General features: G+C 44.1%; 17 protein-coding genes and 2 pseudogenes. 7 read left to right on the top strand and 12 right to left on the bottom strand.

Features of this window, described 5'->3' with window-relative positions; genetic code table 11:
* Nucleotides 1–987: tyrosine-type recombinase/integrase (locus tag ACEW80_RS26535; RefSeq protein ID WP_373529467.1), on the top strand; the 987-nt coding region annotated here is incomplete at its 5' end.
* Nucleotides 988–1056: 69 nt separating this feature from the next.
* Here ACEW80_RS26535 and ACEW80_RS26530 read toward each other — a convergent pair.
* Together ACEW80_RS26530 and ACEW80_RS26525 are read right to left on the bottom strand one after the other, a co-directional pair.
* Entirely contained in the window at nucleotides 1057–1224 is a 168-nt protein-coding gene (locus ACEW80_RS26530; protein ID WP_373529466.1) for a hypothetical protein, read from the bottom strand.
* A gap of 318 nt (nucleotides 1225–1542) precedes the next feature.
* Complete coding sequence (locus ACEW80_RS26525) at nucleotides 1543–1884, bottom strand: ArsR/SmtB family transcription factor (RefSeq protein WP_373529465.1); 342 nt, start codon at nucleotides 1882–1884, stop codon at nucleotides 1543–1545.
* Between the two features lie 88 nt (nucleotides 1885–1972).
* Between ACEW80_RS26525 and ACEW80_RS26520 the strand changes: the two genes are divergently transcribed.
* Entirely contained in the window at nucleotides 1973–2425 is a 453-nt protein-coding gene (locus ACEW80_RS26520; RefSeq protein WP_373529464.1) for a beta-lactamase hydrolase domain-containing protein, read from the top strand.
* Nucleotides 2426–2471: 46 nt separating this feature from the next.
* Complete coding sequence (locus ACEW80_RS26515) at nucleotides 2472–3167, top strand: OBAP family protein (protein WP_373529463.1); 696 nt, start codon at nucleotides 2472–2474, stop codon at nucleotides 3165–3167.
* On the opposite strand, the pseudogene ACEW80_RS26510 reads toward ACEW80_RS26515, so the two are convergent.
* A pseudogene (locus ACEW80_RS26510) lies at nucleotides 3143–3664 on the bottom strand (ISAs1 family transposase); the annotation flags it as partial. The gene ACEW80_RS26515 and the pseudogene ACEW80_RS26510 sit on opposite strands and share 25 nt — an antisense overlap.
* Nucleotides 3665–3675: 11 nt before the next feature.
* On the bottom strand, nucleotides 3676–4233 hold the full coding sequence (locus ACEW80_RS26505; RefSeq protein WP_373529462.1) for an ISAs1 family transposase: 558 nt from the start codon (nucleotides 4231–4233) through the stop codon (nucleotides 3676–3678).
* A 207-nt stretch (nucleotides 4234–4440) separates the two neighbouring features.
* Here ACEW80_RS26505 and ACEW80_RS26500 point away from each other — a divergent pair, with 207 nt between their 5' ends.
* Both ACEW80_RS26500 and ACEW80_RS26495 read left to right on the top strand, forming a co-directional pair.
* Nucleotides 4441–5847, top strand: coding sequence for a rhodanese-like domain-containing protein (locus ACEW80_RS26500; protein WP_373529461.1), 1407 nt, complete (start codon nucleotides 4441–4443; stop codon nucleotides 5845–5847).
* A 134-nt stretch (nucleotides 5848–5981) separates the two neighbouring features.
* Nucleotides 5982–6414, top strand: a pseudogene (locus ACEW80_RS26495) (YidH family protein).
* 6 nt (nucleotides 6415–6420) lie between these two features.
* Here the strand turns inward: ACEW80_RS26495 and cydB are convergent.
* The 7 genes from cydB to ACEW80_RS26460 all read right to left on the bottom strand — a co-directional run bounded on the left by cydB (nucleotide 6421) and on the right by ACEW80_RS26460 (nucleotide 13480).
* On the bottom strand, nucleotides 6421–7434 hold the full coding sequence (gene cydB, locus ACEW80_RS26490; RefSeq protein ID WP_373529460.1) for a cytochrome d ubiquinol oxidase subunit II: 1014 nt from the start codon (nucleotides 7432–7434) through the stop codon (nucleotides 6421–6423).
* A 4-nt stretch (nucleotides 7435–7438) separates the two neighbouring features.
* Nucleotides 7439–8881, bottom strand: a complete 1443-nt coding sequence (locus tag ACEW80_RS26485; protein ID WP_373529459.1) for a cytochrome ubiquinol oxidase subunit I — start codon at nucleotides 8879–8881, stop codon at nucleotides 7439–7441.
* A 78-nt stretch (nucleotides 8882–8959) separates the two neighbouring features.
* Nucleotides 8960–10726 carry a SulP family inorganic anion transporter gene (locus ACEW80_RS26480; RefSeq protein ID WP_373529458.1) on the bottom strand — a complete coding sequence of 589 codons (1767 nt, stop codon included), beginning with the start codon at nucleotides 10724–10726 and terminating at the stop codon, nucleotides 8960–8962.
* Complete coding sequence (locus tag ACEW80_RS26475) at nucleotides 10707–11591, bottom strand: sulfite exporter TauE/SafE family protein (RefSeq protein WP_373529468.1); 885 nt, start codon at nucleotides 11589–11591, stop codon at nucleotides 10707–10709. Before ACEW80_RS26475 ends, ACEW80_RS26480 begins: the two co-directional genes overlap by 20 nt.
* 51 nt (nucleotides 11592–11642) lie before the next feature.
* Entirely contained in the window at nucleotides 11643–12215 is a 573-nt protein-coding gene (locus ACEW80_RS26470; protein ID WP_373529457.1) for a rhodanese-like domain-containing protein, read from the bottom strand.
* Nucleotides 12216–12515: 300 nt separating this feature from the next.
* The gene (locus ACEW80_RS26465; RefSeq protein WP_373529456.1) at nucleotides 12516–12710 is read right to left on the bottom strand and encodes a DUF2892 domain-containing protein; all 195 of its coding nucleotides are present in this window, start codon (nucleotides 12708–12710) and stop codon (nucleotides 12516–12518) included.
* Between the two features lie 71 nt (nucleotides 12711–12781).
* Nucleotides 12782–13480 (bottom strand): MBL fold metallo-hydrolase, encoded by a 699-nt coding sequence (locus ACEW80_RS26460; protein ID WP_373529455.1) that lies wholly within the window; start codon nucleotides 13478–13480, stop codon nucleotides 12782–12784.
* A gap of 252 nt (nucleotides 13481–13732) precedes the next feature.
* Here ACEW80_RS26460 and ACEW80_RS26455 point away from each other — a divergent pair, with 252 nt between their 5' ends.
* Nucleotides 13733–15046: an FAD-dependent oxidoreductase gene (locus ACEW80_RS26455; protein ID WP_373529454.1), complete on the top strand. Its 1314-nt coding sequence runs from the start codon at nucleotides 13733–13735 to the stop codon at nucleotides 15044–15046.
* Nucleotides 15047–15161: 115 nt separating this feature from the next.
* Here ACEW80_RS26455 and ACEW80_RS26450 read toward each other — a convergent pair whose 3' ends face one another.
* Nucleotides 15162–15506, bottom strand: a complete 345-nt coding sequence (locus ACEW80_RS26450) for an ArsR/SmtB family transcription factor (protein WP_373529453.1) — start codon at nucleotides 15504–15506, stop codon at nucleotides 15162–15164.
* Nucleotides 15507–15876: 370 nt separating this feature from the next.
* Between ACEW80_RS26450 and ACEW80_RS26445 the strand changes: the two genes are divergently transcribed.
* Nucleotides 15877–16101, top strand: a complete 225-nt coding sequence (locus ACEW80_RS26445) for a tyrosine-type recombinase/integrase (protein WP_373529452.1) — start codon at nucleotides 15877–15879, stop codon at nucleotides 16099–16101.
* Nucleotides 16102–16410 lie beyond the last annotated feature (309 nt).

Raw genomic sequence — 16410 nt, 5'->3', positions numbered from 1 at the left:
ACATCTCAAAAGCCAATTCTACCCATTACCATCGTTCCTCTTGATGGCGAAAAGCAGCAGCGATCGCCTTCCACTAAAGATGCTCCGGCAGATATGCGCCACTGGCAAATTGAGGAGTTTTTGCGGCAGACGGGTAAGGCAAATAATACGCAGCGCGCTTACAAGCGACAACTAAAGAATTTTAGCGCCTGGTGCAACAAATCTTGGCTAGATGTAACTCCTAGTGATATCGGCAAGTATCGGCGGGAGTTGAAGCAGCAAGAACTTAAACCTGCTTCTATTAACCATGCCCTCAATACGTTACGAGCATTTTATCAATGGTTACGGCGCAGTAATGGGTATCCGGTGAACCAACCCCTGCCGACGGATGCAATTGGGCTAGAACGAGTAGAGGAGCCACAAGACCTGCACATTGACAAAGAGGATCTAGCTGATGTTTGGCACGCGCTGTTTACGGAGGGAGCGACTCGGATACGCGATCGCGCGATTGTCGCTCTGCTTAGTCACGGATTAAGGGCTTCAGAATTATCAGTGCTTAACGTCAACCACTGGAACGGTAAAAGGCTGACCGTTCATCGCTCTAAAGGGCAGAACGTGAGTGAAATACCTTTAAGCAAGGAAGCTCGGCAATATCTAGAAGCATATCTAGAATGGCGGCATCATCAAGGTGAAGCGTTTGCTCCAACTCCTGATAGTCCAATGTTTTTATGCCAAGACCCGAAGCACCGAGGGGAGAGGCTGGGTTACAAGGGGCTATACAGAATGGTAAAGAAGTTGGGGGCGATCGCCCAAGTAGACGACATTAGACCACACCGCTTTCGGCATGAATTTGGTACGAGCATCACCCGTAAAGGCGTAGACCCAATGTATGGAAAGGAGTTGATGGGGATTAAAAGCGATAGAGTCTACGGGCGCTATACTCAAGGAGCGCTGAAACAAGCTGCGGCTAAGGCTTACTTGCAGGCGATCGGCGAAACAGAGGATTAATACGGTACTATTCGTAAAACAGCTAGTTTTCCTCTGCGCGATCGCTTCTGAATATCTCGTCTATCGTTACTATAAAATCATCCAAACTTTTTGCAACCGCAAAACAAATCCTGGTAGCACGTCCTCGCTACTGAGAGTTTTGGGCTGTTGCAATACTTCTATGGCTCTATTTATGCGACAAATTTCTACAAGGAACACGCTGGTGTAATGGATATCTAATCCCCTTTCCTTAACCATCTCCATTACTTGGCGATATGAAAGCGGATAACTGAGATACCACAAACACACTACAAGATAATTTCAGACTGGTAATGCCGCCATTTGAATGGAGCTTTAAGATTCATTAGAGATAGGCAAAATATTTTTCTCTAGTAAAATTATTTACCCTACCATTTTTTGCAACACAACCGCTACAGATGTGACGCGCTCACCTTCGTTTATATGTCCTTTTCGATCCTAGCTAATGAAATCAAGGGAGACGGTCGGTCGCAGCCGAAACGAGTGCTGACGATAACCCCCGCACTCGGAATGCAGTCTCCGCATTACATTTGGAGGCTAATGGCGGAGCGATTTGAGTTGTTCTAATTGTTCGGTTTGCTCTTGTAACCGGATAGCTAGGCGATCGCACACCAATTCGCAGATCTCAAAAATCATAGGATCTGATATCTGACAGTACACATTGATTCCTTCTGGATGGCGAGTCACCATGCCTGCTTGCACTAACAGTTTTAGGTGTTTGGAGACATTTGCCTGACCTAAGCCAGTCGCTGCAATAATTTCCGTTACGTTTTTAGCACCAGTCTTGAGACAGCACAAAACTTGCAGCCGACTCACTTCTGACAACACTTTGAAGTAATCAGCAACAGGTAACAGCACTTGAGGTGTAGGGTCAATCATACTTGTTTAACAAGAAGCTCTTTCTAAAGTTAGATGCTACCATATTATCAGTTAGTAATATGGTAATAAGTAAACAGCCAGGAAACCTATGGAAAACGTCAAGAGAATCAACGATCAATTAGCTGTTGCGATGAGTCAAGTAACACCAGAGCAGTTGCAGCAAGCAGTGCAAGAAGGATTCAAGTCAGTCCTAAATTTGCGATCGCCTGAAGAAGAAGGTTTTTTGAGTGACGAGCAGCAACAGGCAGAAATTGCAGGACTCAAATACATCAATGTTCCGGTTAAGCCAGATGGCATGAGTAATGAACTAGCGGATCAAGTCCTTCAAGAAATTGACCAATTACCCAAACCTGCTCTCATTCACTGCAAAAGCGGAATCCGTTCTGGGGCGATGACGTTGATGTACGTTGCTATTCAGCAAGGAATGACTGCGAACGAAGCAATGCAAAAGGGGAAACAGATGGGATTCGATTGTGATTCCAGCCCCCAAATGAAGCAGTTCTTCGAGCGTTACGTCTCAGAACACGCTAAAGCGAGTTAAATATGTCATTTTTCTCGGTAAGCAATCCTACAGAGAGGCACTGCTGATGAGACTACCCAAAATACCATCCTTTCTGATTTCCCTCTTTTTTGTGACTATCCTTCTTATTAATATGCTATTAGCGTGCGGAGGCAGTAATACTTCTAATGTAACCCCTCCAGGCGAGGAAAAGTCGGTTAAGACCCAAACGTTAGAAACGGGTACGGCGCTGCTGCAAAACGAAGCACCGCTTGATGCCATCAACGTTTATATGGATGGATTTCACTTCCATAACGGAGATATGAATAGACAGATAGAGGCTCATCACTACTGTACGGAAGTCAATGAAGACCTCAATCAATGCACGATTTATGAAGGCAATGGTAAGAACGCACGGCTGATGGGTGTTGAGTACATCGTCAGCGAGAAGATATTCAAGACTTTACCTGCCGAAGAGAAGAAGTTGTGGCACAGTCATGTTTTTGAGGTGAAGTCAGGTCAACTTATTGCCCCTGGCATTCCTGATGTCGCTGAACATGAATTCATGGAAAAACTTGCTTCAACGTATGGTAAGACATGGCATACCTGGCATACAGAGCAGCCAAACATGAATCTGCCGCTCGGACATCCAGCACTAATGATGGGATTCACAGCGGACGGGCAAATCAAGCCTGCTCTTGTGCAAGACCGTGACAAGCGGTTTAACATTTCTACTGAGGACAAGAAACCAGGGATAATTCATTGCAGAAGGGAAAATAGTTGAGGGATATTATGGGAGAGAAATCGTTGAGCCTTAGTCAGGGAATCATAGCCGTGTTGACGAGCAAGATTAATAACGATATTGCGGAGCAACGACCAATTACTGGCAGCATTATGATGTTGCAAGGGTAATGTATCTTCTTGGAACACGACATCTTTAACCCAATGCAAGCGGTTTTCAATTCCCCAGTGTCCGCGAATAATTTGAGCAAAGTGGGCAGCAGAAGTAGTTAAAGAACTGATGTAATAATTAGTTTGTTGATAATGCTGCCCCTGACGAATGCCAATCCGGTCTACTTGGACAAGGCGGTTAATCCCTGACCAGTCGCTGTCAATTTTACTGATGTCATCGAATACACTGACGATGCGGCAGGTGACACGGTTACGGGATTTTTCAACATCAGTAAACCGCTCAGTAGGCTGATTTTCTCCGCAAGTGGCTTGTAGTTGGTGAAATAGCTTGGGTTGATTACCCTTGACGGTAATCACATAATCGTTGCCATGCTCAACAATTAACTGTGTAGTTTTTTTTGGCAGTGCAAGGCATCCAGTGTCACCACCACATCTTGCAGCGCCAATGCTTCGAGCAGTTTCTGCACTACCTTTAACTCACTGGTACTTTTGGACTCAAATGCTTGCAGAGCTAACACTACACCTTGCCGTTGGCTATAAACTGAAACCATATTCACGAAGGAGTGGTAGCCTGTATCACTTTGACCCACTGTGCTTTTGATACTTTTGCCATCAATGGCTATCCCCTCACCTGGCTCCATATTCATATTATCCTTTGCCCACTGCTCAAACTGCTGCGCTAACAAGGCAAAATCTAATTTTTGTAGGACACGCCGAAACGTCGTGTCTGATGGTAGTCGGTTCAGCGTTAACCCTAATTTCTCGCATAATGCTTCATAGTGACGTACTCCAAAGTCTTCTAATGCGTGATAGCTGCTACAACCACTCATTATTCCCATGATGACCAGCAGCATGATTAGCCATAGTGGATAACGTCTACCATGTACTGCACGGAAATCTCTAATGTTCTGAAGTGACTGGATTAAGTTGCTTCCCATCTCTAGCCCCCAACTCATTTATCCAATCATTCTAATACTTTTTCTTTCTTAGATGAATTATCCCTGAGGACAAGAAACAGAATCGAGCAAATATTCCAAAACCCCAAATTCAAGCTGGTGCTGATGCGTGGCAAAAAGGTCAAACGGTTCAGTTGCAACTAGAGCCAGTATCCAGTACAAACAAAACAAAACCCTGATGGAGGCTTTATGGCATTGGTTTTAGAGCAAATTAACGTTGAGGGACTGGCACAGTTATCGTATATTGTCGGTGACGATAAGGCAGGAGTGGCAGCCATAATCGATCCGCGTCGAGATGTAGATGTTTACTTGCAAAGAGCTAGAGAACTGGGCGTGAGATTAATTGCTAGTGTCGAAACCCACATTCACGCTGATTTTGTGTCCGGTACTCATGAATTGAAAGCTCGGATGAATGTTCCGATCTACGGTGGCAAAACGGATGACTACCAGTTTGAATTGCATCAGCTTCAGGAAGGTGACGAGCTAAAGCTTGGCAGTGTCACACTGCGCGCTTTGCATACGCCAGGTCACACTCCTGAACACATTTCACTGCTAATTTATGACTCAAAACAGGGTGAAGAACCATTTGGTCTGTTTACAGGCGATACACTGTTTAACTTGGATGTGGGTCGTCCTGACTTGCTAGGCGGCGGCACTGAGCAAAAGTTAGCAGCGCAGCTTTATCATAGTCTGTTTGACAAAATGTTGCCGTTGGGCGATCGCATTGAGGTTTATCCCTGTCATGGTGCGGGGTCTTCCTGTGGTAAGTCTATTGGCGATCGCAGACAAAGCACGATCGGCAACGAGCGCCTTTTTAACCCCGCGCTTAAGGAACGTTTGGAGGCAGAATTTGTTGAGTGGATTATGAGTGAAATGCCAGAACCGCCACGTCATTATGCTCGGCTCAAAAAGGTAAACGCCAAAGGCGCGCCGATTGTGGGCTGTCTTCCCACGCTGCCACCCCTTACACCTAGAGAATTTCAGCAGAAAATGCAGGATGATAATACCGTAGTCATTGATGCTCGCTCGATTCTTGCCTTTGGTGGTGGACATATTCCGGGCGCAATAAACATCGCCCTGCGTCCGGAGTTTCCAAGCTGGGTTGGTTGGATGGTCAAACCAGAGCAGTCACTGCTGGTTGTGGTTGAAAGCGAACGGGATGTGAGGCTGGTTACAGAGCAGCTTTTCCGACTCGGCTATGACAACTTAGCAGGCTATTTGCATGATGGGATGACAAGCTGGCAGAATGCTGGGCTACCCCTGAAACATTTGGGTGAGTGGACGGTACAGGAATTAAATCAACGAAAAGACGATCCTAATCTCACGGTGCTTGATGTGCGGGGTGATGATGAATATCAAAAGGGGTTTGTCCCTGGAGCTAAACATATCTTTGTGGCTCACCTAGAAGAACATCTCGATCAGTTGGATAAAAACCAAGTGATCGCGACTTATTGTGGCAGCGGCTACCGAGCTTCTCTAGCTGCTAGTCTCTTGCAGAAGCACGGGTTTGAGAACGTGATCAATATTACTGGTTCTTGGATTGCCTGGAAAACAGCTAAGTTGCCAATTCAGCAGCTAGAGTCTGTTTCAGCTTAGTCCTATTCAGCTTATGTTCGTGTTAAGGATCGCATAAGGTGCAGTTCTCTAGGTAGGGACATGGCAATGCCATGTCCCTACCTAACCTCAGATTTACAGACTATTTAAGTCACGATCCTAAGTTAACAGAGCGTATTAGGTTTCAAAAACCTAATGCTCGCAAACGCGAACATCAGGCGAACGAGCGCACATTTTTGGCATGGCTTCGTACCTCTGTTGCCTTGATAGGGTTTGGCTTTGCAATCGCCCGTTTTGGTCTATTTTTGCGTCAGCTTAGGGTCGCGATTACTCACCAAGAAATACCCGCGAACCCAATTTTTAACTCTGGAGAACCTGGGCATCAGTTTGGTCGTTTTTGGTATCGCAGTCATTGCTCTCGCGGCTTGGCGGTACAACCAGGTCTTCCAACAAATTGAACGAGGCGATTACCGATCAAGTCGTTTCACTGTTTGGATCATGACCGGAGTCGTCATCGTTCTAGGAATACTCAGTATTTCCTTGTTGCTAGTTCGCGATCGGGAAGCAATAGCTCCAACTTCGACTCCCAGAAGTTTGAAGTCTCGTTAGTAAAGCTTACTCTCCATATTGTGTGCCTGCGACTTTCCCTCGAAACACAATGTAATTGTAAATGTTGTAAAATAACATAATCGGAATCAAGAAGCCAATAAAGACGATCATGAACACTAACGCACTCGGTGCTGCGGCTGCTTGATAAATGGTGATACTCGGAGGGATGATATAGGGAAAAACGACAAGTCCTAGTCCCACAAAGCTAAGTAGGAAAAGCAGCACTGTCCAAAGGAGGGGAGTAGTTTCTTCTTCATGGTTCAGGCTTCTAATCAACAATCCAATTAGTAGCATACCCAGCACTGGAATCAGTGCAAACAGGTACACTTCTGGCTGGTGAAATAGCTTTACTCTAGCATTTTCGTACACAACAGGGGTGGCGATTGTAATTGAAATTGCACCTAACAGCGTCGTCCAAGCTGCAAGTTTGGCAGTGCGGTAATGGGACGTTTGAAGTTCTCCTTCAGTTTTTAAAATGAGATAAGTGGAACCAATTAGGACATAGCCCTGAATCAGCGTCAGGGAAACTAAGAGCGACCGCCAATCAAGCCAGTCCCACATTCCACCAATAAAGTGTCCGGCTTCATCAACTGTAATCCCTTCCAAAATGCTACCCAAGGCAAACCCTTGGAACAAGGCTGCCATGAAACTCCCTACGCCAAACGCCACATTCCAAAACACTTTATTTGTCGAATGTTCTCGAAACTCAAACGCCACTGCCCGAAAAATTAAGCCAAAAAGCATACCAAAGATGGGAATGTAAAGCGCATTTAGAATAGTGCCGTAGGCAAGCGGGAATGCCCCAAATAGCGCACCTCCCATCAGCACTAGCCAAGTTTCATTAGCATCCCAAATATTTCCCAGACTTGTCATTAAAATGCTCCGTCGATCCTCGTCAGAACTGGTTAGCGACAGGATGCCGACCCCCAGATCAAACCCGTCTAGCATCACGTAAAGAAATAAGAACAGAGCCAAGATAACAAACCAGACTTGCGCCAAAAAGTGTTCTAAATTTTCCATAAAGCTATTGTTGTGCCTCGACAGGACGTTGATCTGGTATAAATTCAGCAGGTTCAGTCTCAACCGCAGGTTGACTTTCGATGCCTGGAACTGGCAGATTTAGGTTAGGCCCTTGACGGATAATGCGGCTTCCAAAAAACAAGGCACAGATAAATAGGGTAGTATAAATACCAATAAAGACCAGCAAAGAAGTCAGAACTTGGCTAGGAGGCAAGTGAGAAACCCCATCTGCTGTGCGAATTTGTCCATAAACTACCCAGGGTTGCCGTCCTACACAGCGCACAATCCAACCCGACTCGACTGCAATATAGCCCAAGGGCGCTGCCAGTATCCAGATTCGTAGCAACCATTTCTGCTGGGCGATTGCTTCTGGAGACAACTTACCCCGCAACCATTGAATTACGCTGATACCCATCAATCCTGCTAGGAAAAAGCCAATCCCGCTCATAATCCGGAAGGCGTAATAAATCAAACCCACCATCTGGGGACGGTCTTCAAGTTTCCACTCTTTTAGTCCTAAAACGGGTTCAGATAGATTTTTCTTAAATTCTAAAATGTAGCCTAAGCCGTTTGGGATCGAAAGTTCCCAGTCGTTTTGCTCGGTCTTATTATTGGGCAATGCAACTACGCTCCAGGGTGCTGGTTGTCCAGCAGGACTCGTTTCCCACTTGGCTTCCATTGCTGCTAATTTGGTAGGCTGGTAGTGAGCCACTTGCTCGGCGCTAAGGTGTCCGATATAAATTTGCAACGGGGTGACGGCGATCGCGGCGGCTAAAACAATTTTGAGCGATCGGGCAAAAAACGCTTCATGACGGTTGTTGAGAATATACCAAGCGCTGATACCGCCGATGACAAATAGAGAGGTTTCTAGCGTAGCAAAAAACATATGCGAAACGCTGTGGAACATAAAGGGATTCAAGATTGCTTTAAAGTAATCATCAACCACAAACTTTCCGTTCACAATTTCTCCGCCTGCTGGGGTTTGCAACCAGGAATTTGCTGCCAAAATCCAGAAGGTGGAGAGGTTTGCGCCGAAGGCAACCATGATCGTAGCGAAGTAATGAATTTTAGGATTTACCCGTTCCCAGCCAAACAGCATGATCCCCAAGAATCCGGCTTCCAGCATAAATGCCATTGAAGCCTCGAAGCCCAAAATACTGCCAAAAAAATCGCCTACCGCTTCGGAAAATGGGGCCCAGTTCGTGCCAAACTGAAACTCCATCGGTAAGCCTGTGGCGACACCAATACCAAAGTTGAGAACATAGAGTTTTGCCCAGAAACGAGCATGATAGTAATAATCGGAGTTGCGCGTTTTCAGCCACAGTCCCTCAACGATAACTAGATAAATTCCCATCCCGGTAGTTAAGACGGGCCACAGCATATGAAAGGTAGCCGTCAATGCGAACTGCATCCGCGATAAGGCAACAGTATTCGATAGAAAATCCATAAATTAACCTCTAAATTTGTTTAACTTGTAACTCATTTAGGATTTAAGCGATCGTAATTTTATTATCGTTGCGATCGCTTAAATCCCTGCCAAAGTTCGCATCGCCTGGTCTGTCGTTAAGAAAATATGGTCTTCACCCAAATAGTCAACAAAGCCAATTTTGTTGAGTTTGTCCATTACAGGTCCTTTCACCTCACATAGATAAAATTCAATCTTTAAGCTTTTGAGATCCGCCACTAATGCTTCAAGGATTTCTAAAGCGCTTGCATCGATCGCATTGACTGCACTACAAACTAATAAAATAGTCGTCACTTCGAGACGATCGGCGATCGCTTGAGTAAGGAAATTCTCTAGATATTTAGCATTTGCAAAGTAAAGACTTTCATCCACCCGCACAGCTAAGACCTGAGGACTGGTTTGAACAGGATAACGCAACTCATTGCGGAAGTGTTCTGAATCCCCTAAGCGCCCAACGATGGCAATATGTGGTTTGCTAGTACGCCAGAGATGCAACCCCAAGGCGATCGCCGCCCCCAAAATAATTCCTTTCTCTACACCTAAGACCAATACCGTTGCAAACGTTGCGAGCCAAGCGATCGCATCAGCTTTGTCATACACCCACATCCGCTTAAGCGTTGCAAAATCAATCAGTTTATAAACGGCAGTAATGATGATGGCAGCTAAACAAGTTTGCGGTAAGAAATAAAATAGTGATGTGAGAAACATTACCGTGACTGCAATTAGCAGTCCGGTAATAATGGATGCTAATCCAGTATTGGCTCCGGCGGCATAATTAACAACGGAACGGCTCAAGCCACCTGTCACAGGATATCCTCCTGTAAATGCTGCCCCAATATTTGCTGCGCCAAATCCCACTAACTCTTGATTGGCATTAATCTTTTCCCGTCGTTTGCTTGCTAATGCCTGTCCTCCAGCAAAACCTTCCATGTAGCCAACCAAACTTATCGCCAGTGCAGCCGGGAGTAACGATTGTAGGGTTTGCAAGTCCAATAATGGTAAGGTAAAAGAAGGTAGTCCGGCAGGAATTTCTCCTACAATCTTGATTTCAGCTATCTTGTCTAGCTGGAACGCCCATACCAGTAGCGTTCCTAAAATGACTACCAAAAGCGGCGCACTTTTAGATATTGGCAGAATGTTTTGGTCGCTCCAATGGAGGCGTTTGAGTTGTTTAATTAGAGGATTATTGAAGTAAAATAAAATCCCCACACTCCCTACTCCCAAAGCTAGAGTCATTATATTAGTTTGAGGAAGCTTGTTTACAATTAATGCCAATAGCTCAAAAAAAGATTCAGTTGCTGGAATTTTTAAGCCAAACAAATGCTTGACCTGACTGAAGGCAATAATAACAGCAGCACCACTAATGAAACCAGAAATTACCGAACGACTGAGAAAATTTACGAGAAATCCTAACCGCAATACTCCCATTCCTATTTCAATAATGCCAACTAAGAAGGCGAGGGTCAGCGCTAAAGAAAGATATCGTGGGGTGTCTTGGGGGGCGAACTGGGCGATCGCTGCCGCGACCATTAGGGAATCAACCGCAACCGGACCTACTGCCAAAACACGGCTCGTTCCTAACAAAGGATAAATAATCGGAGGAAGGAGGCTGGCATATAGTCCAATTTTGGGCGGTAAGCCAGCCAACAGCGCATACGCCATACTTTGGGGAATAAGCAGGCTTGTAACAATGATTCCGGCGGTAATATCTCCAACTAAATGTTTAGATTGATAATTTAGTAACCAATCAAACGCCGAAATATATCTGCTCAAAAACTGATTGAGTGGAAAAAAGAAGCTGCCTTTTTTAGTGAATTGATGTTTCATGAAGGGTTCGTTTTAATAAAGTTTGGGAGCGTACTGAGTGTGGAGGAGCAGGTATAAAAGACCACAAACCCTTAAACTCATGTCGATTCTCAAACAAAATAAACACTGACATTGCCAGCAAGAAAAATCCAAATCCTTTTTGAAGCTGTTTGGCAGATACGAACCGCCCTAGATATACCCCTATAAAGATGCCAACGCTGGCAGTCAGTAAAAAACTAAGCATCAACTTCCAATCTAGATCCACATAACCTAAGTAGCCAAGAAACCCAGTAGCTGAGTTCATGGCAATAACTACCAAAGACGTACCAACAGCTTCCTTCATAGGCGTTTTAAGTAATAAAACTAATGCTGGAACGATGGCAAATCCACCTCCTACGCCCACTACTCCAGTCAAAATTCCTACTCCTACGCCACTAACAGTAATTTGCAACCATTGCCAGAGCGAACTTCTTTTAGTAGAGGATGAAGATATGATTTCAGACCTTTGTCGAGCGGAGGTATCCTGACGACGAATCATCAATACTGCTGCTACTAACATTAGTCCTGCAAATAGCACCATCTGCACTGCTCCTGTGATAAAGGGTATAGTTGCAGCAGCTTTAGCACCTAAAAATGCGCCTAGCATGGTCGTAGCACCGAAGATGAAGGCATTTTTAAAGTTAATGTTTCTAGCACGCCAATGAGGAATAGCCCCAATGAGACTGACGCAACCTACAATCATCAAGCTCATAGCAATCGCTGATTTTGTAGACACCCCCATCACATAGATTAAAATTGGCACTGCCAGAATAGAACCACCACCGCCTAACAATCCCAGACTGATGCCAATACATACGGCTAGAAATAATCCAATTACCCAGGTCAGCATGACGCTTGTTCCAAAAAATAGGACGTTTTGGTTGAACGCCCCTGGACATTAAGCACGTTGGTTGTAAGGTAGTTTGGCAAGCAGCATTGCCATTGCACAAGTATTTGTAATCCCGGCGAACATTAATCCGGCTCCGACGAAGCCACTCAAAATCAAGAACCAAGGAGAAATAATTGCTCCTAACACTGTTCCTGTAAAGACAAAAAACCCTGCGGCAATTTGCACCTGTCGCATCATGCTAATCGGAGCATTTTTATTAACTTGTGTGGAGTAGCCTTTTTGCTTCCACTGATTAAGTCCACCTTCAAGGTGATACACTTTGCCAACTCCACTTGAAATCAGCTTTTGTGCCGCTTGAGCCGAGCGCTTGCCACTTTGGCAGTAAAGCACTATAGGCTTAGTAGGATCGATTGGCACTTTAGCTGGATCGAAATTTGATAGGGGAACCAAAACAGAATCTATAATTTTTTCCCCGGCGTGTTCGGAGGGTTCACGAACATCTACTAAAATGACAGAGTTATGTTCGAGCGAATGTTTAAGTTTTTGTGCCTCAATAGTTTTTAATTGATCGCGTGTCGATTCTTTAAAGTTTTTCAATTGCGGATCAGATTTATTAGTCATTTTATTTTCTTAATGGTTTCCTAGTTGCACAGACAAATTCATCAACACAAGTTCACGAGGTAACTCAAAAAATTTAACGAATTACGATTTATTCACTAGGCATTCTTAGTTCCTCGCAAACTTAAAACTTTTATATAAAAACTTACTCTAATTAATTTGAAGTAAGTTTTCCCTAAGTTGTTGCTTTTTTAAACCGCGTATTTAGGAGGCTGAACCCCAATACTGGCTTAGATTAGTTAAAAAATCTAAATGCCTAACAGCTTACGCAAACTTCACTATTGGTTACGTTTCATTGGTAAATTAATATGGACGACGCTTAGTAGAAAGACCAAACGGTAGATAAATTGGACACCGACTTATTAAGCTAGTTGCTAGAAAAGCAATCGCAACGATACCTAAAACAATTGCCAGTATTCCACTAATCGTTTTTGTAAAATAAAGAATTGCAATGGCAACAGCAACACTAATCCGAACTACTCGATCGATCGATCCCATATTCTTAGGCATTTTTTACTCCTTGAAGTTGGCGAATTATTATCAAGTCATCTACAGATCAATTTCAAAGCTTACTTAGCAATCAACGCATTGCCGCACCGCTCGTTCGCGGGTACTGCTTCCATAATCTTTTTAGGATCGGGCAAGTTCAAATTGTTCATAAACTCAATGAACTGCGATCTTGTGCGCCCAACAAAGCGAGGATTCCATTGCTTTTCTTCTCCAATAGTAGAAACCAGGTGTCCTCGGTAATCGTGAGCGGGATACACAAGCGTCTCCTCCGGTAGAGAAAACAACCGTTGTGTTACTGAGTCGTACAAAGTACCTGCCTCTCCGCTCTGAAAGTCAGTACGTCCACAACCCCGAATTAGTAGCGCATCGCCTGTCAAAACTCTATCCCCATTGATAAAATACGCCATATGACTGTCAGTATGCCCCAGTGTGGCGATTGCTTGAATTCCAATTGCGCCAACCTTCAAAATTTCTCTATCGGCAATCGAACGACTGGCGCAGGAAACTTGGGCATTCTCTGGCACAATACCTTCACAGTCTGTTAATTCGCGCAGTTTTCCAGTTCCTGTAATATGATCGGCATGAACGTGGGTTTCCAGACAGTATTTCAATCGTAGCCCCAATTCATTAAGCAATTTGAAATCACGCTCAACTTTTTCAACCACTGGATCGATCAGCGCTGCTTCTTTGGTGTTGAAATCGGCGAGCAGGTAGGTATAAGTCCAAGTGTCTTGATCGAACAATTGACGGAACAGCATTCATTCAACTCCTTTTTAATAATGATGAAATGTGGAAGCTAGATGACGTAACTAAACGCTTCTGGAATGAAACTCTAGTTTTTATTATATTACCATATAGTAATACGCTATGTATTTTTTTGATTTATATTTTTCCGTTGCCACCTCAATTTCTTTTACACAAGGGCAATTATATTACTATCTAGTAGTATAATTAATAATATTAATTACTTATATTAGATAATTTGTTTCGTCCATACTTAGGAACTTCTCATGTCATCTACTGCTCAAAAAGCTCAACCAACTCAGTCCACTCCTCTCCATGCATCAACTACACCACCTATTAAACATCATCAGGTCGTGATTGTAGGTGGTGGTGCGGCTGGCATTACCGTCGCAGCTCAACTACTCAAGCAAAATTGTATGCTCGATATTGCTATTATCGAACCTTCTGACAAGCATCACTATCAACCAGGATGGACGTTAGTGGGTGGTGGTATTGCACCTATTTCTAAGTTCACTCGAGAGGAAAAAGATGTCATTCCCAAAGGGGCAACATGGATTCAAGCTCGTGTTGCAAAACTTGACCCCGACCACAATACCGTCTTCATTGAAGACGGTAGCAAAATCGAATACGATTACCTAGTTTTGTGTCCGGGTATTCAAATTGATTGGCACTTAATTAAGGGTTTGAAAGAAGCACTAGGCAATAACGGAGTCACCAGCAATTACTCCAAAGACTATGCGCCCTACACCTGGGAAGCTATCAAAAATTTCAAAGGTGGCACTGCCATTTTTACTTACCCTGCAACTCCAATTAAATGTGGCGGCGCACCTCAAAAAGTCATGTACATGGCAGACGATACATTTAAGAGTAAGAACGGGATTGGAGTCAATACAAAAATCATGTTTTGTACGGCTGGAACATCTATGTTTGCCGTCCCAGAGTATTCTGCTGCGTTAGATAAAGTTGTGGAACGGCGAGGCATTGTTACTAAGTTTAAACACAACCTTAAAGAAGTTAAGGGGAATACTCAAGAAGCTATTTTTGATGTATCTACAGACAATGGCGTAGAGGAAATCAGCATTCACTATGATATGATTCATGTCGCTCCACCTATGAGCGCGCCAGACTTTATTAAGCAGAGTCCACTAGCAGTCTCTAATGCTGGTGGTTGGGTAGATGTTGATAAAGATACCTTACAACATACCCGCTATTCAAATGTGTTTGCATTAGGTGACGCTTCCTCTCTACCAACCTCCAAAACCGCAGCAGCAGCCCGTAAAGAAGCTCCAATCGCAGTCCAGAATTTACTGTCTTTAATCCAATCTAGACCACCTACAGCTAAATATGACGGTTACACCTGCTGTCCTTTGATTACGGGCTACAACTCCACCATCATGGCAGAGTTTGCCTATGGTGGTAAATTGGCTCCCTCTTTCCCTCTCGATCCTACCCAAGAACGTTACTCAATGTATCTTGCTAAAGTACACGTGTTGCCTTGGCTCTACTGGAACAGAATGCTGAAGGGAGAAGGGTTTGAGGCAGATTTACTAAAACCAATTAATCAGTTGGTACGTCGGTGAACTTATAGAGTTTAGTCAAATTCATATTTTTGTTTACAAATAAGTAAGTGCTAAAAGGATTAGTGCTTGCTTATTTGTGACTTGTTGTGCAAGCGATCGCGCTTTCTAATTAAGTTCAGCGCTTGCGGAGTGCTGCCAATATCTGCAACTGTTGACTTTGTTGCTCAACTTGCACTAACAAGCCATCACATACCATTTCACAAAGATCAAACAAAAATGGATTAGCAATGTTGTAGTAAACGCATACCCCACGCTGTTCGCGAGCAACAACACCAGCTTGAGTTAGCATCCTTAAGTGCTTGGATACATTTGCCTGTCCTAATCCCGTTTCCTCAATAATCTCAGTTACGTTTTTAGAGCCAGATTTTAGACAGCAAACAATTTGTAGCCGACTAACTTCAGACAATACCTTAAAAAATTCAGCAACCATCCCCAAAGCTGCTGGGGTTAGTTGAGACATACCGCATTTATCCGAGTCTTGAACGGGTACAGATAACTGCTTTTTGGTACTCGATCTAGCAAGCATGGCAGGCAATATTACTCATAGGAGAATTGTTCTTTTATTACACCATATTACCACCTAGTTATTCATTTGTGCAAAAAGCCTTTCAACAGAACGCTATGCGCTCTAAAACATTCAGCAATGCTCCAAGGGGCAGAACGTCAGTGAAGTTCCCTTAAGCAAGGAAGCACGGCAATACCTAGAAGTATATTTAGAATGGCGAATGCAGCAAAGTGAGGCGTTTGCTTCAACGCCTGATAGTCCAATGTTTTTGTGCCAAGACCCGAAGCATTGAGGAGAGCGGCTAGGTTATTAAGGGCTTTATAGAATGGTAAAGAAGCTGGGGGCGATGGCTTCTGTAGATGATATCCGACCACACCGATTTCGGCATGAATTTGGCACAAACATTACCCGTAAAGGAGTAGATCCAATGTATGGCAAGGAGTTGATGGGAATTAAAAGCGATAAAGTCTACGGGCGCTATACTCAAGGAGCGCTAAAACAAGCGGCGGCTAAAGCTCACTTGCAGGCAATCGGTGAAACTGAGGATTAATGGGGGCAATGTTATTGGCAATGCGGCGAGTCACCTTGTGTGCGATCGCTTTTAACTTTCAATTACAGTATTGTACAGGACGGGGCTGCGGCGCTCTGAAGTAGCAATGGAGTTTATAGATTAATTGGTCGGAGAGAAAACTGTTTGATGCTCCGGTTCTATGATTATTTGGTAGTGCCAAATATGTAAGGATAAGTGTAAAGCGTATGTAGAGAGAGTTGTATGAGTGAGGGGAAGTTAAGCTGTCCAAAATGCAAGTCAGAGAGAATAGTAAAAAATGGCTTCATCCATAACGGTAACCAAAATCAT

Origin of the sequence: Nostoc sp., assembly GCF_041747015.1 — a bacterium.
GTDB lineage: Bacteria > Cyanobacteriota > Cyanobacteriia > Cyanobacteriales > Nostocaceae > Nostoc.
Note: the sequence above shows the minus strand (reverse complement) of the source record. Positions and strands in the feature narration are given on the sequence as shown.

Coding starts and splice junctions, on each gene's coding strand:
- ACEW80_RS26455 (WP_373529454.1), top strand. CDS start 13,733: ATGTCATCTACTGCTCAAAAAGCTCAACCAACTCAGTCCACTCCTCTC.
- ACEW80_RS26470 (WP_373529457.1), bottom strand. CDS start 12,215: ATGACTAATAAATCTGATCCGCAATTGAAAAACTTTAAAGAATCGACA.
- ACEW80_RS26450 (WP_373529453.1), bottom strand. CDS start 15,506: ATGTCTCAACTAACCCCAGCAGCTTTGGGGATGGTTGCTGAATTTTTT.
- ACEW80_RS26480 (WP_373529458.1), bottom strand. CDS start 10,726: ATGAAACATCAATTCACTAAAAAAGGCAGCTTCTTTTTTCCACTCAAT.
- ACEW80_RS26485 (WP_373529459.1), bottom strand. CDS start 8,881: ATGGATTTTCTATCGAATACTGTTGCCTTATCGCGGATGCAGTTCGCA.
- ACEW80_RS26525 (WP_373529465.1), bottom strand. CDS start 1,884: ATGATTGACCCTACACCTCAAGTGCTGTTACCTGTTGCTGATTACTTC.
- ACEW80_RS26500 (WP_373529461.1), top strand. CDS start 4,441: ATGGCATTGGTTTTAGAGCAAATTAACGTTGAGGGACTGGCACAGTTA.
- ACEW80_RS26445 (WP_373529452.1), top strand. CDS start 15,877: ATGGTAAAGAAGCTGGGGGCGATGGCTTCTGTAGATGATATCCGACCA.
- ACEW80_RS26505 (WP_373529462.1), bottom strand. CDS start 4,233: ATGGGAAGCAACTTAATCCAGTCACTTCAGAACATTAGAGATTTCCGT.
- ACEW80_RS26465 (WP_373529456.1), bottom strand. CDS start 12,710: ATGGGATCGATCGATCGAGTAGTTCGGATTAGTGTTGCTGTTGCCATT.
- ACEW80_RS26460 (WP_373529455.1), bottom strand. CDS start 13,480: ATGCTGTTCCGTCAATTGTTCGATCAAGACACTTGGACTTATACCTAC.
- ACEW80_RS26520 (WP_373529464.1), top strand. CDS start 1,973: ATGGAAAACGTCAAGAGAATCAACGATCAATTAGCTGTTGCGATGAGT.
- ACEW80_RS26515 (WP_373529463.1), top strand. CDS start 2,472: ATGAGACTACCCAAAATACCATCCTTTCTGATTTCCCTCTTTTTTGTG.
- cydB (WP_373529460.1), bottom strand. CDS start 7,434: ATGGAAAATTTAGAACACTTTTTGGCGCAAGTCTGGTTTGTTATCTTG.
- ACEW80_RS26530 (WP_373529466.1), bottom strand. CDS start 1,224: ATGGTTAAGGAAAGGGGATTAGATATCCATTACACCAGCGTGTTCCTT.